The sequence below is a fragment of the Pseudonocardia nematodicida genome (assembly GCF_040105385.1).
Classification (GTDB): domain Bacteria; phylum Actinomycetota; class Actinomycetes; order Mycobacteriales; family Pseudonocardiaceae; genus Pseudonocardia; species Pseudonocardia nematodicida.
Genome location: NZ_JBEDNQ010000015.1, coordinates 1 through 13,342, shown reverse-complemented (window position 1 = coordinate 13,342; position 13,342 = coordinate 1). Strand labels below are relative to the sequence as shown.

Here is a 13,342-nt window from a genome sequence, read left to right as displayed (position 1 = left end):
GGACGATCACCGCGGGGTGAGGAACGCCGTCAGCTCGGCCGCGACCTCGTCGGGACGCTCCTCGGGCAGGTAGTGGTCCGCGTCGAGGGCGACCCCGTGCACCTCGGCGGCGTACTCGCGCCAGACCTGCTCGACGTCGTAGCTGCGCCCGACGAACGAGCGCGCGCCCCACAGCGCCAGCAGCGGCGGCGCGAGCGCCCGGCCGGCGTCGGCCTCGTCGTGGCGCCGGTCGATCCCGGCGGCCGCCCGGTAGTCGGCGCAGGACGCCGCGATGGCCGCCGGATCCGAGAGGCAACGGACGTACTCGGCGATCGCGGCGTCGTCGAACGGGGCGCCGCCGCCGTGCCGGGACCGCATCCGCGCGGTGATCCAGAACTCCGGGTCGTTCCCGATCAGCCGTTCCGGGATCCCGGCTGGTGCGGCCAGGAAGAACCAGTGCCAGTAGCCGTGCCCGAAGGCCGCGTCGGCGTGGTCCAGGGCGTGCCGGGTCGGCACGATGTCGAGCACCGCCAGCGCCGACACCGCCCCGGGGGAGTCCAGGGCGAGCCGGTGCGCGACCCGCCCCCCGCGGTCGTGCCCGGCGACGGCGAACCGCTCGAACCCCAGCTCCCGCATGACGGCGAGCTGGTCGGCGGCCATCACGCGCTTCGCGTACCGGGCGTCGTCCGGGCCGGGGGCGGGCTTGTCGCTGTCGCCGTAACCGCGCAGGTCGGTCGCGACGACGGTGAACCGCTCCGCCAGCCGCGGGGCGACGGCATGCCAGATCGCGTGCGTCTGCGGGTAGCCGTGCAGGAGCAGCAGCGGCGGCCCGTCCCCACCGACCGCCCCGCGGATCCGGACGCCGCCGGCGTCCACGGAGAGCGGCCGGAAGCCCGGGAAGATCATCCCCGGACGACGTCGGCGATCGCCGCGCCCAGCTCGGCGGTGGTCGCCGTCCCGCCCAGGTCCGGTGTGGTGGCCGCGCCGCCACGGGCGACGACCTCCTCGATCGCGGCCAGGACGGCGTCGGCCGCCTCCTGCTCCCCGAGGTGGGACAGCATCATCGAGCCGCACCAGATCTGGCCGACCGGATTCGCGATGCCCTTGCCCGCGATGTCCGGGGCGGAGCCGTGCACCGGCTCGAACAGGCTCGGGAAGTCCCGCTCGGGGTTGATGTTCGCGCTCGGCGCGATGCCGATCGTGCCGGTACAGGCCGGGCCGAGGTCGGACAGGATGTCGCCGAACAGGTTGCTGGCGACGACGACGTCGAACCGGTCCGGGTTCATCACGAACTGCGCGGTCAGGATGTCGATGTGGTACTTGTCCACGTCGACGTCCGGGTACTGCGCGGCCATCGCGGCGACCCGCTCGTCCCAGTACGGCATCGTGATCGAGATGCCGTTGCTCTTGGTCGCCGAGGTCAGGTGCCGGTTCGGCCGCGTCCGGGCCAGCTCGAAGGCGTAGCGCAGGACCCGGTCGACCCCGGTGCGGGTCATGACGGTCTCCTGGATCACCGTCTCCCGGTCGGTGCCCTCGAACATCCGCCCGCCGACCGACGAGTACTCGCCCTCGGTGTTCTCCCGGACGATCCACATGTCGATCTCGCCGGGAGAGCGGCCGGCCAGCGGGGCGTTCACGCCGGGCAGCAGCCGGGCCGGCCGCAGGTTGACGTACTGGTCGAACCGGCGCCGGAACAGCAGCAGGCTGTTCCACAGCGACACGTGGTCGGGGATGACCTCGGGCCAGCCGACGGCGCCGAAGAACAGCGCGTCGAAACCGGACAGCTGCTCGAACCAGTCCTCGGGCATCATCGTGCCGTGCTCGAGCCAGTGGTCGGCGGAGGCGAAGCCGAACTCGGTCTTCTCGAGCCCGAACCCGAACCGCTCGGCGGCGGCCTCGAGGACCCGGACACCCTCGGGGACGACCTCCTTGCCGATCCCGTCCCCCGGGATGACGGCGATGCGGTGCGTGACGGCTGCCATGACGTCTCCTTCTCTGTCGATCTTCTCCTAGCCTCTCCCGACAGACCGGCGAGGTGAAGTGGGTACGGCGTCGTACTGTCTTTCGTCAGACGAAAGGAACCGGGCGATGGACCTCCCCGATCTCGACGACCTGCACTTCTTCACCGGCATCGCCGCCGCCGGCACGCTGACCGAGGCCGCGCACCAGTGGGGCGTCTCGGTCTCGGCGGTGAGCAAGCGGCTGGCCCGCCTCGAGCGACGCCTCGGGGTCCGGCTGGTCAACCGCAGCACCCGCCGGCTCACCCTCACCGGGGAGGGACACCGCTACGCCGAGGGGGCGCTGGCCGTCCTCGGCCGGATCGACGACCTGGAGGACGAGATCGGCCGCGCCCGGTCCGGGCTGCACGGCCGGATCGCGGTGCACTCGTCGATGGGGTTCGGGCGTGCGCATGTCGCCCCGCTGCTGGGGACGTTCGAGGCGCGCAACCCCGACCTGCGGATCGACCTGGAGCTGTCGCACCTGCCGGTGCACATCGGCGGGACCGGCTACGACTTCGCGGTACGTACCGCGCCGCTGCCGGACTCCCGGATGCACGCGCGGCTGCTGCTGCGCAACCGCCGGGTGGTCTGCGCGGCGCCGTCCTATCTGGACCGCCGGGGAGCGCCGCGCGCCGTCTCCGAGCTCGCCGAGCACGACTGCATCGTGATCCGGGAGAACGACACCGGGTACGCGCACTGGCGCTTCGGCACCGATGCCGACGCCGCGGGCGTGCGGGTGACCGGCGCGATGACCTGCAACGACGGTGAGGTGGCGACCGCCTGGTGCCTGGCCGGGAGGGGCCTGGTCATGCGGTCGCTGTGGCAGGTGGCGCCGATGCTCTCCACCGGCGAGCTGGTGCGGGTGCTGCCCGGGGTCCCGACACCGTCGGCCGACCTGCTCGCCGTGCACGACGCCGCGCCGCCCCGGCGGGTGGTCGCGGCGCTGGACCACCTGGTGGCCGGGCTGGCCGAGCGGGTGCCGCAGGCGGCCGGACTCCCGGCGGGGACGTGACGGTCGCGCCGCCGGCGGGGTGAATGGCGGGCGTCGGGCCGAGCGGCGGCTGGTGCGGAACGCGCACGGTGCCCTGCGGCGCCGGGAGGCCGAGCCCGTCGGCCGGTCGGCCGAGCTGCGGCGTCCCCGGAGCGGCCCGGGTGGGCGCGGCGGGTGACGCGCCGCGGATCGCCCGGGACGAGCCGGATCCGGCGTGATCGGGCCCGCCCCGTGAGGTGTACGACCGAATCAGAGGTCCGGTCGATTCCTGCCCGGAACCGACCGATCTGCCCGGCTGAACCGAATCCAATTGTGATCGATTTTACCGGCCGTCTACCCGCCGAAAAGCGCACCAAAAAGGGCTCTGGTCTGATCAGGTGAAACGGTGGGATTCACCGAGGGCGACCGGCGCTCGGGTGCGAAGGTCGGTCGAGGGGGCGGATGTCGGCCGGGCGCAGAAATCGTCGGCCGGGGGGCATCCGGATCACCCCTTCCGTGAGGCGCAGATCGCGTCTCATTGCACCATCGGGGAAGAGAGATGATCGAAAATGGGTGACTGGGGCGGCTGGTCCGGCTGGGACGACGACAACTGGGGTGGCTGGGGAGGCTGGTCCGGTTGGGACGACGACGACGGCTGGGGCGGCTGGGGAGGATGGGGCGGTTGGGACTGCAACTGACCCCACACCCTGCCGGGCCGACGGCCCGGTGAAGTCAGGCGGTGGCCCGGTCCCAGCCGGGCCACCGCCCTTCGCGCGGAGGAGTCGGGAGGGGGTGGACGGTGCTCGGCAGGATCCGCGGTTGGGTACGTGACCTGCGACGACCGCCGAAGATCGAGGGCGGTCTCGTCGACCAGGCGCCACCGGTCGCGGTGGCGGCCATCTTCCGCCGGTTCGCGCCCGACATCCGCCCGTTCCGCGGGTGGCTGTGCATCAGCCTGCTGTTCGTCGTGGTCTCCCCGGCGCTGGAGGCCGCGGCGATCTGGATGTCCAAGATCCTCGTGGACGTGGTCATCGTGCCGCGGGACTTCGCGGCGTTCGGCTGGGTCGCACTGGCCTACGCCGGAATCACCGTGCTCGGCGGCACAATTGGATTCCTCGATCAATACCTCGCCGTGTGGATCGGCGAGAACTTCCTACGACGCATGCGGACGCGTGTGTTCGCCCATCTGCACACGCTTTCCGTCAGCTTTTTCGACAGGCGTCGGCTGGGCGATATCATAACGCGACTGTCCGGTGACGTTGCGTCCATCGAGTCATTGCTCCTCGCCGGAGTCGCGCAGGCGGCCTCGGCGCTCGTCAAGATCGTGATGTTCGCCGGGCTGATGTTCGTGCTGAACTGGCGGCTCGCGCTCGTCGCGCTGATCGTGGTCCCCTTCTTCGCGGCGATCTCGCGGTACTTCTCCCGCCGGATCAGGGCGATGAACCGCGAGGTCCGCCGGCGCAGCGGATCGATCAGCGTGGTGGCCGAGGAGAGCCTCGGCAACGCGATCCTGATCCAGGCCTATGGTCGCGAGAGCACCGAGGTCCGCCGGTTCGACGACCAGGCGCGCGGCGCCGTCCGCGCCCAGCTCGGCGCCACCCGGCTCATCGCGATGTTCGGCCCGATCTCGGACGTGTTCCAGGTGCTGGGCCTGATGGCCATCGTCGCCGTCGGGATCTGGCAGCTGACCCTCGGGCAGGTCACGCTCGGTGGGCTGCTCGCGTTCCTGCTCTACATCTCGCAGCTGTACTCGCCGATGCGCAGCCTCGGGCAGCTGTCCAACACACTCTTCGCCGCGGCGGCCGGAGCCGAGCGGATCATCGAGCTGCTCGACCAGGAGCCGGAGGTCACCGCGCCGGCCCACCCGGTCGCGCTGGGCCGGGCCCGCGGCTCGGTCCGGGTCTCCGACGTGCGGTTCCGCTACCCCGACACCGGCCGCGACGTGCTGCACGACGTCGGGTTCGCGGCCGAGCCCGGGCGCACCACCGCCATCGTCGGGGCCAGCGGGGCGGGCAAGACCACGCTGCTCAAGCTGCTGCTGCGCTTCTACGACCCGGACGCCGGGCGGATCACACTCGACGGGCACGACCTGCGCGACCTGGACCCGCGCGAGGTGCGGGACTCGATCGCGATCGTGCTGCAGGAGACCCTGCTGCTCGACGGGACGATCTCCGAGAACATCCTCGCCGGCCGGCCGGACGCCGACCACCGCGCGGTCGTCGCGGCGGCGAAGGCGGCCGAGGCGCACGATTTCGTCACGGCGCTCCCGGACGGCTACGAGACCCGGGTCGGCCAGCGCGGCCGGCTGCTGTCGGGTGGGCAGCGCCAGCGGATCGCGATCGCCCGGGCGATGGTCCGGGACGCACCGGTGCTGCTGCTCGACGAGCCCACCACGGGCCTCGACGCCGAGACCGGCGAGCGGATCCTCGGTCCGCTGCGCCGGCTGATGGCCGGTCGCACCACGATCGTCATCTCGCACAACCTGCTCACCGTCGCCGACGCCGACCGGATCCTGGTGGTCGAGCAGGGCCGGGTCACCGAGACCGGCACGCACGCCGAGCTGCTCGCGCGCGGCGGCCGCTACACCGCGCTCTACCGCCTGCACCACCCCGAGCGGTGGGGGCCGCAGACCGGGCAGTGGCGGCCGTCGCCGGTGCCCCGTAACGGGCACGCCCGCAACGGGCACGGCAGGCACGCCGCCGCCGACCCGGACGACCTCGTCGAAAGGACCACCTCATGAAGATCACCTGCGTCGGAGGCGGCCCCGCCGGGCTCTACTTCGCGATCTCGGCCGCGCTGCGCGACGGCGGGCACGACGTGACCGTCGTCGACCGGGATCCGCCGGGAGCCACCTACGGGTTCGGCGTCGTGTACTGGGACAACCTGCTCGACACGCTCTACCGCAACGACGCCGAGAGCGCGCGCAAGCTGCGCGCGGCGTCGGTGGTCTGGCAGGAGCAGCAGATCCGGCTCCGGGGCAGGCCGTCCTACCTCGGTGGCTACGGCTACAGCGTCGGGCGGGCCGCGCTGCTGGAGATCCTGACCCAGCGGGCCCTCGACCTCGGCGTCGACGTCCGGCACGGCGAGGAGATCACCGATCTCGAGAACGTCCCACCGGCCGACCTGGTCGTCGTCGCCGACGGGGCGAACAGCAGAGTGCGCGGGCTCGCCGGCGACGCATTCGGCACCCAGGTGTCCGTCGGCGCCAACCCGTACGCCTGGCTGGGCACCGACGCGGTGTTCCGCAGCTTCGTGTTCGACTTCGTCGAGACCCCGGTCGGCTGGGTGTGGTGCCACGCCTACCCGTCCAGCGCCGGGACGAGCACCTTCATCGTCGAGTGCCAGCAGTCCACGTGGGATGCCCTGGGGCTGGGCCAGGCGACCGACGCCGAGACGATCGCGTTGCTGGAGAAGCTGTTCGCCGGCGTCCTGCGCGGCCACAACCTGTTCAGCAGCACCCGCGGCGAGCCCACCCAGTGGCGGCACTTCCTCGAGGTGCGCAACGAGCGCTGGTACCACGACAACATGGTGCTGATGGGCGACGCCGCGCACACCACGCACTTCACGATCGGTTCCGGTACCCGGCTGGCCTGCATCGACGCCGTCGCGCTCGCGCAGAACCTGCACGACCACGGCGACGACCTGCAGACCGCGCTGAACCGCTACGACCGCACCCGGCGTCGCGCGATGGCGCGCACCCAGGCCTCCGCCCGCACCAGCATGGCCTGGTTCGAGCGCGTCGACCGCTACACCGACCGGGACACGGTCGAGTTCTCCGCGGCGATGTGCGGCCGCAAGGGGTCGCTGCCGCCGTGGCGGTACCGCGCGCACGAGGCCCACCGGTTCGCCCCGGTGCGGACGGTGCACCGCTGGTACGACACCGGCCGCCGCAGCTACCTGGCGGCGCGGCGCGGGGAGCCGCTGCCCGGCGGCCGGTTGCTGTCCCGGGTCGGGCCGCGGTGAGCGCTCGCCGACCCGTCCCGTGAGGGTCGCGAACGTGGCGGGCCGGCTGTGCCTGCTGTCCGGCGACGAGCTGGTCGACGTGGCCCGCGCGAGCGGCGGACGGTTCGACGCCGACCCGCAGCAGGTCTACCCGCGCTGGCCGGAGCTGCGCGAGTGGGCGGCCGGCCGGCCGCAGGCCGACCCGCGGACCGCGCCACCACCGGATGCCGGGGCCCCGGCGCCGTACCCACGCCAGTGCTTCGGGATCGGCCTCAACTACGCCGACCACGTGGGTGAGTCCGGCCTGCAGACGCCCACCGAGCCCGTCGTCTTCGGAAAGTTCGCCTCCTGTCTCACCGGGCCCGGCGCGCCGCTGGTACTGCCCTCGGACACCGTGGACTGGGAGGTGGAGCTGGTGGTGGTGATCGGCCGGGAGGCGCGGCGGGTCCCGGAGCGGGTGGCGTGGGAGCACGTCGCCGGTCTGACGATCGGGCAGGACCTCAGCGACCGGGCCCTGCAGTTCTCCGGCCCGGCGCCGCAGCAGTTCGGCCTGGGCAAGTCGCTGCCCGGGTTCGGGCCGACCGGCCCCTGGCTGGTGACCCCGGACGAGCTGGACGACCCCGACGACCTGGAGATCAGCTGCACGCTCAACGGCGCCACCGTGCAGCACTCCCGCACCACGCACCTGATCTTCGACGTGCGCAGTCTCGTGGCGTATCTGTCCGGCCGGCTGCCCCTCCACCCCGGTGACGTGATCTTCACCGGGACCCCGGCCGGGATCGGCTCCGGACGCGACCCGCAGGTGTTCCTGCGCCCCGGTGACGAGCTGGTCAGCCGGATCGAGGGACTGGGGCGCCTGGTGACACGCGTCGCCACGGCCACGTGATCAGCGCCCACCCGATCACGACCAGCGCGAACTCGACGAGGAGATACCACGGCCACGGACCCAGCAGGTCCAGCAGCGACGGGTTGTCCGGCTTGCGGTTGAGGAACCCGTAGTTGCTGCCGACCACCGAGTTGAACGTCGTCACGCATGCCGCCCACGCGATGGTGACCGCCAGCGTCACCCGCAGGCCCGCCCAGCTGGGGCGCACCCCGGCTCCCCAGGTCAGGTAGATCGCCGCCCAGGTGACGAGCAGGTGCAGGCCCCAGAACGAGACGAACTCGATGTGCGGGAAGTCGGGGGCGTCGGTCGCGGGGGTGAGCATCGCCTGCGGGGTGAGCGTCAGCCCCCAGTAGTAGAGGGGTGCGCAGGCCCACCAGCGGTGGGACCAGAGCGCGTAGGCCGCGAACATCCAGGACAGGTCGGACAGCTGCAGGGGCAGCGAGATGTCCGGGTCGAAGCGCTCCGGGGTGAGCAGGCGCAGCTGCAGCGGGATCTGGAAGGCCAGGATCGCGACGGCGAACCAGCGGGAGAACGCCGCCTCCGCCGGCCGTCCGCGCAGCCGGCGGCCGATGACGACGAGCACCACCGCACCCACGACGCCGACCCCCAGCGCCACCCAGTGCGTGGTGCCGTACGGGACGAAGACGCCGGGAGCCGCGGTGGCCATGGGGGTGATCCTCCCGCATCCGGGGGAGTGATCGTCGTCGTGGTGCACGCCCACCCGCGCGGTGATCATCTAGGTTTGCGAGGACCGATCGGAGGCGACGTGCCACGCACCCCGGGGTACACCGGACGCATGCTGCTCACGCTGGGGCTCGCGATGTCGCTCGGCGCGCTCGCCGCGGCCGCGCTCTCGGTGTGGGATCCGCCCGGCGGGACCCGGCAGGTGGCGTCGGTGTCGGCCGAGCCGGTCGAGGAGCCCGAGCCCGACCCGACGCCTTCGCGGATGGAGATCGACGGCCGGTTCCTCGCCGCAGGCGGGGCGCCGATGTTCTGGCTGGGCGACACGGCGTGGGCGATGCTCGGCAAGCCGGACCGCGACGACATCGCCCGCTACCTGGACGCCCGCCGTGACCAGGGCTTCAACGTGATCCAGACGGTGGCGATCTTCCCCCAGGGCGGGGCGCGCCGGCCGATCGACGGCGACGTGGGCACCGTCGCCGCGCACGAGGACCACTGGGCGGGTGTCGACGACGCGATCGACGCCGCCGCCGAGCGCGGCATGTACCTCGCGATCCACCCGGTCTGGGGTGACGACCAGACCGGCTCGGTGGTCACCGAGGACAACGCGCGGGCCTACGGGCGGTTCCTCGGCGAGCGCTACGGCGACCGCGACAACGTCGTCTGGACCCTCGGCGGCGACCACCCGGCCGACGGCGAGGAGGGGCTCTGGGGCGAGCTGGCCGCCGGGCTCGACGAGGCGGGCGGCACCCAGCTGAAGACCTACCACCCGCGCGGCGACGAGACGTCCGCGACCTGGTTCGCCGGCACAGACTGGCTGGACTTCCACATGATCCAGGGCGGGCACTGCCTGCGCTACGGCATCCGGGCCCGGCTGCTCGAGCAGACCTATGCGGCGCAGCCGGCGAAGCCCTTCCTCGACGGCGAGCCGATCTACGAGGACCACCCGTACTGCTGGGAGCGCGACCGCGGGTACTCCACCGCGACCGACGTCCGGCGCGACGCCTGGTGGGCCGTGCTCGGCGGCGCCGCCGGTCACACCTACGGGGCGCACGCGGTCTGGCAGTTCAACGACGGCGGCGACGGCGAGCTGGGCGCGCGGGGCAGCTGGACCGACGCCCTGGAGCTCCCGGCCGCGGGGCAGATGCGGCACCTGCGCGAGCTGATGGAGTCGCTGCCGTTCCACCTCGGCGAACCGGCGCCGTCGGTGCTCACGTCCGATCTCGGGTCGGGCGCGGAGCGGGTCGTGGCGAACCGGGCGTCGGACGGGTCCTACCTGCTGGTCTACAGCCCGTCGGGGCGGGAGTTCACAGTGGACTCCAGTGCGGTGACGGGCCCCGCCCGTGCGTACTGGGTCGACCCGCGTACGGGGGAGCGGACGCAGACCGGGGCGGGCGCGGACTACGCGCCGCCCTCGGACGAGGACTGGGTGCTGCTGGTGACACCATGATCCTCCTCTGTGGAGCCTGCGTGCCGCTGTACTGCACTCTCGACTCCACGCAGAAGGACCATGGACGATACGGCCGGAGGCGCCGGCCGGGCTCGGGTGCTGACGCGGGGCCGCGTGACCTCTACGTTCGGCGGGTGACCCGGAGCGGACGACGGTGAGTCCCGCCGAGCGGGACCCGGCGGACCTGCCACCGGGCTCGCTGGAGCGGGCCGCCCTCCTGCTGGACGCGTTCGGCCCCGACCACCGCGAGCTCACCCTCGCCGACCTCGTCCGCCGCGGTGGGCTGCCCCGGTCCACGACGCACCGGCTCGCCACCCGGATGATCGAGCTCGGCTGGCTCGACAAGCTGGGGGACCGGTACCGGATCGGCACCCGGCTGTTCGAGCTGTCCGGGCTGGTCCCGGTGCGCCACGAGCTGCGCGAGTCGGTGCTGCCGTTCCTGCAGGACCTCTTCGCCGCGGCCCGCACCACGGTGCAGCTCGGGGTGCTCGACGGCAGCGAGGTCCTGGTCGTCGACAAGATCACCGGACACCGGCCGATGCCGATGCTCTCCCAGGTCGGCAGCTCCGTCCCGGCCTACTGCTCCGGGCTGGGCCGGGCGATCCTCGCCTGGTCCGACGAGGCCACGGTGGAGCGGATCGTCGCGGCCGGCATGCCGCCACGCACCCCGCGGACGCTCACCACCGCGGCCGCGCTGCGCCGCGAGCTGGCCGCGATCCCGGACCGCGGCTGGGCCCGTGAGCGCGAGGAGGGCAACGCCGGGGTGTCCTGTGTGGCCGCCCCGATCTTCGGACGTGACGGCGAGGTCGTGGCGGCGCTGTCGGTCACCGGGCCCAGCTCCGCGGTGCCCGAGAAGCAGCTCGGGCCGGCGGTGCGGATGGCCGCGGCGGCCGCGACCCGGGCCTACTCGAGCCGGCGCTGGGCGCGGCCGGGTCCCTGATTCCCCGGTCCCGCCGGCCCGGCCACGCCGGCCCGGCCACCGGGTCCGTACCCACCGAGTCCCGGCGAGTGGGACGACGGCTGGGGGAGCGCCCCGCGCCGCTGCGACGCTCCCGCGGTGCGTGGCGCCCCTGCCGGTGCCGCCGCGCGCTCCGCCGAGCGATGAGGAGATCGCCGTGACCGAGCACCCCGTCGTCCTCCCCGAACCCGACGCCGACGAGACCGGGCCGTATGCGCACCTCGGCTTCTGCCGGGCGAAGCCGGGTCACGAGTCCGATGTGGAGGAACTGATCCTCGGCCTGGTCGCGCCGCTGCGGGCCGAGCCCGGCGCGATCGAGTTCCACGTCCACCGCGACCGGGCCGACCGGCGGACGTTCGTGATCTACGAGATGTTCCGTTCCCGCGACGAGCTCGTCGCCCACCTCGCGCAGTCGCACACCCAGGAGTTCGTCCGCCGGATCGGCCCGCACGTCGAGGGGCCGCTGCGCCAGCAGTTCCTACGGATGTGCAGCACGCTGCCGGCCGCCTCCGTCCCCGTGGAGGCCTGATCCGATGGGCCTGATCGTCGTCGCCCTGGTCGTGCTGGCGCTGGCCGGCGGCCGGTGGGCGTGGGGGAGGATCAGCGGGACGCCGGCACCGGTCGTGCACGCCCGGCGCCGCGACACCGGGCCGGTCCGCCGGTTCCTGGAGGGGCTGGGCAAGTCCCGGGCGCCCGCACCCCCGGCCGAGGGGCCGAGCCCGGTGCAGCTCGACGCGTGGCGACGGGAGGCGGAGGCCGCGCGGGAACAGGCGCCGGCCGGGCCCCCGACGGACGTCGACGTCCTGGTGGTCGGCGCCGGGCCCAGCGGCCTGATGACCGCGGCGCTGCTGGTCCGCCAGGGTGTCCGGGTCCGGATCGTCGACGCGAACGCCGGCCCGGCGACCGAGTCCCGCGCCTTCGCGGTGCAGGCCCGCACGGTGGAGCTGTTCCGCTCCATCGGGCTGGCCGACGAGCTCCTGCGCCGCGGTGTGGTCGCGAACGGGCTGACCTTCCACATCCGGGGCCGGCGGGTCGGGGGCCTGGACTTCGACCGTTCCCGCGCCCCGGACACGCCCTACCCGTTCATCCTGATGGCGCCGCAGTGCGAGGTCGAGGAGCTGCTGATCCAGGACCTCGCCCGGCACGGCCTCACCGTCGACCGCGGCACCCGGCTGGAGACGCTGACCCAGGACGCGCGGACGGTCACCGCCGCGCTCGTCGAACCCGGCTGCGACGACCGTCGCCGGACGCTCACCTGCCACTATGTCGTCGGTGCCGACGGCGCGCACAGCGCCGTCCGGCGCGAGCTCGGCCTGACCTTCACCGGCGACCGCTACGCGCAGCGGTTTCTGCTCGCGGACTGCCGGGTCGACTGGCCGCTCGACCACGCCCGCTTCCGGGTGTTCATGAACGGCCGGCGGATCGGGCTGTTCCTCCCGCTGCGCGGCTCGGAGACCTCGCGGGTGATGGCGACCGACCTCGGCCCGACCGGCGCTGACGGCGAGGTGACGCTCGAGGCGCTGCAGGAGTCGCTGCGCGCGGCGATGCAGGTGCCGCTGACGCTGAGCGACCCGGTCTGGCTGACCCGGTACGCGGTGCACCTGCGCATGGCCGACACCTACCGCGCCGGTCGCGGGTTCCTCGTCGGCGACGCGGCGCACATCCACTCGCCCGCGGGTGGTCAGGGCATGAACACCGGCCTGCTCGACGCGGCCAACCTCGCGTGGAAGCTCGCCGCCGTCGTCCGGACCGGGGCCGACCCGGCGCTGCTGGACACCTTCGACGCCGAGCGCCACCCCGTCGGCGTCGCGCTGCTGCGCTTCACCGACCGGCTCTACCGGGTGGCGGCCGACCTGCGCGGCTGGCGGGCGTGGCTGCGCGACACGATCGGCCCGTTCCTGCTGGGCCGGATGTCGGCGGCGCCGATCCCGCACCGGAAGTCCTTCCGGCGGCTGTCCCAGACCGGCCTGCGCTATCCGGCCGGCGAGCACGCCGTCGACGCGCTGCTGTACTCGCTGAAGGGCCCGCGGGCCGGGCACCGGGCACCGGACGCCGCCCTGCGGTCCGACCGGTCGATGTTCGACCTCCTGCAGGGCTACAAGCTGCAGGTGGTCGCGTTCTCCCGGCGCCACCTGACCACCGACGAGGCCGTCCGGCACGCGGAGCAGCTGGCCGGCCTGGCGGCCTTCGGGGACACGATCGGCACCCACCTCGTCGCCCGCACCGAGCACCGTCGCGCCCCCTGGATGGAGAGCGCGGACTCCGCGGCGGTGTTCGACGCCTACGGGCTCGACGACCCGGACGCACAAGCGCTCTACGTGATCCGTCCCGACGGCCACGTGGCCTGGCGCTGCGACGAGCTCGACTTCGACGCCTGCCGCCGGTTCCTGACCCGGCTGCACGGCGGCGTCGCCGCCTGCGAGGCCCACCGCGAGGCCGCAGCCGCCTGACCCTCCAACCCCGCACCCACCCGCCC

The 13,342-nt window shown here is 73.4% G+C and carries 12 protein-coding genes; 9 read left to right on the top strand and 3 right to left on the bottom strand.

Going from position 1 to position 13,342, the window contains the following annotated elements; all coding sequences use genetic code 11:
- Positions 1-6 precede the first annotated feature (6 nt).
- Positions 7-885: an alpha/beta fold hydrolase gene (locus WIS52_RS28830; RefSeq protein ID WP_349301565.1), complete on the bottom strand. Its 879-nt coding sequence runs from the start codon at positions 883-885 to the stop codon at positions 7-9.
- Positions 882-1,961 carry a tartrate dehydrogenase gene (locus WIS52_RS28825; protein WP_349301564.1) on the bottom strand — a complete coding sequence of 360 codons (1,080 nt, stop codon included), beginning with the start codon at positions 1,959-1,961 and terminating at the stop codon, positions 882-884. Before WIS52_RS28825 ends, WIS52_RS28830 begins: the two co-directional genes overlap by 4 nt.
- Positions 1,962-2,067: 106 nt before the next feature.
- On the opposite strand from WIS52_RS28825, the gene WIS52_RS28820 reads away from it, so the two are divergent.
- The 5 genes from WIS52_RS28820 (at position 2,068) to WIS52_RS28800 (ending at position 7,777) form a co-directional block, all read left to right on the top strand.
- Positions 2,068-2,991, top strand: a complete 924-nt coding sequence (locus WIS52_RS28820) for a LysR family transcriptional regulator (protein WP_349301563.1) — start codon at positions 2,068-2,070, stop codon at positions 2,989-2,991.
- A 527-nt stretch (positions 2,992-3,518) separates the two neighbouring features.
- On the top strand, positions 3,519-3,647 hold the full coding sequence (locus WIS52_RS28815) for a hypothetical protein (protein ID WP_349301562.1): 129 nt from the start codon (positions 3,519-3,521) through the stop codon (positions 3,645-3,647).
- A gap of 101 nt (positions 3,648-3,748) precedes the next feature.
- A complete protein-coding gene (locus tag WIS52_RS28810; protein WP_349301561.1) occupies positions 3,749-5,689 on the top strand; it encodes an ABC transporter ATP-binding protein in 1,941 nt (646 codons plus the stop codon).
- Positions 5,686-6,912 carry an FAD-dependent monooxygenase gene (locus WIS52_RS28805; RefSeq protein WP_349301560.1) on the top strand — a complete coding sequence of 409 codons (1,227 nt, stop codon included), beginning with the start codon at positions 5,686-5,688 and terminating at the stop codon, positions 6,910-6,912. Before WIS52_RS28810 ends, WIS52_RS28805 begins: the two co-directional genes overlap by 4 nt.
- Positions 6,913-6,946: 34 nt before the next feature.
- Positions 6,947-7,777 (top strand): fumarylacetoacetate hydrolase family protein, encoded by an 831-nt coding sequence (locus WIS52_RS28800; protein ID WP_349301559.1) that lies wholly within the window; start codon positions 6,947-6,949, stop codon positions 7,775-7,777.
- On the opposite strand, the gene WIS52_RS28795 is transcribed toward WIS52_RS28800, so the two are convergent.
- Positions 7,722-8,444, bottom strand: coding sequence for a YwaF family protein (locus WIS52_RS28795; protein WP_349301558.1), 723 nt, complete (start codon positions 8,442-8,444; stop codon positions 7,722-7,724). The two genes, WIS52_RS28800 and WIS52_RS28795, sit on opposite strands and share 56 nt — an antisense overlap.
- A 129-nt stretch (positions 8,445-8,573) precedes the next feature.
- On the opposite strand from WIS52_RS28795, the gene WIS52_RS28790 reads away from it, so the two are divergent.
- From WIS52_RS28790 to WIS52_RS28775, 4 genes are all read left to right on the top strand, one after another.
- Positions 8,574-9,908 carry a glycoside hydrolase family 140 protein gene (locus WIS52_RS28790; RefSeq protein WP_349301557.1) on the top strand — a complete coding sequence of 445 codons (1,335 nt, stop codon included), beginning with the start codon at positions 8,574-8,576 and terminating at the stop codon, positions 9,906-9,908.
- A 154-nt stretch (positions 9,909-10,062) separates the two neighbouring features.
- Complete coding sequence (locus WIS52_RS28785) at positions 10,063-10,848, top strand: IclR family transcriptional regulator (RefSeq protein WP_349301556.1); 786 nt, start codon at positions 10,063-10,065, stop codon at positions 10,846-10,848.
- 175 nt (positions 10,849-11,023) lie between these two features.
- On the top strand, positions 11,024-11,395 hold the full coding sequence (locus tag WIS52_RS28780; protein ID WP_349301555.1) for a putative quinol monooxygenase: 372 nt from the start codon (positions 11,024-11,026) through the stop codon (positions 11,393-11,395).
- A gap of 4 nt (positions 11,396-11,399) precedes the next feature.
- Positions 11,400-13,316, top strand: a complete 1,917-nt coding sequence (locus WIS52_RS28775) for an FAD-dependent monooxygenase (protein WP_349301554.1) — start codon at positions 11,400-11,402, stop codon at positions 13,314-13,316.
- Positions 13,317-13,342 lie beyond the last annotated feature (26 nt).

Excerpts from the sequence above, each read along its gene's own strand:
- WIS52_RS28795 (WP_349301558.1), bottom strand. The coding sequence starts at position 8,444 with ATGGCCACCGCGGCTCCCGGCGTCTTCGTCCCGTACGGCACCACGCAC.
- WIS52_RS28805 (WP_349301560.1), top strand. The coding sequence starts at position 5,686 with ATGAAGATCACCTGCGTCGGAGGCGGCCCCGCCGGGCTCTACTTCGCG.
- WIS52_RS28775 (WP_349301554.1), top strand. The coding sequence starts at position 11,400 with ATGGGCCTGATCGTCGTCGCCCTGGTCGTGCTGGCGCTGGCCGGCGGC.
- WIS52_RS28790 (WP_349301557.1), top strand. The coding sequence starts at position 8,574 with ATGCTGCTCACGCTGGGGCTCGCGATGTCGCTCGGCGCGCTCGCCGCG.
- WIS52_RS28825 (WP_349301564.1), bottom strand. The coding sequence starts at position 1,961 with ATGGCAGCCGTCACGCACCGCATCGCCGTCATCCCGGGGGACGGGATC.
- WIS52_RS28815 (WP_349301562.1), top strand. The coding sequence starts at position 3,519 with ATGGGTGACTGGGGCGGCTGGTCCGGCTGGGACGACGACAACTGGGGT.
- WIS52_RS28830 (WP_349301565.1), bottom strand. The coding sequence starts at position 885 with ATGATCTTCCCGGGCTTCCGGCCGCTCTCCGTGGACGCCGGCGGCGTC.
- WIS52_RS28820 (WP_349301563.1), top strand. The coding sequence starts at position 2,068 with ATGGACCTCCCCGATCTCGACGACCTGCACTTCTTCACCGGCATCGCC.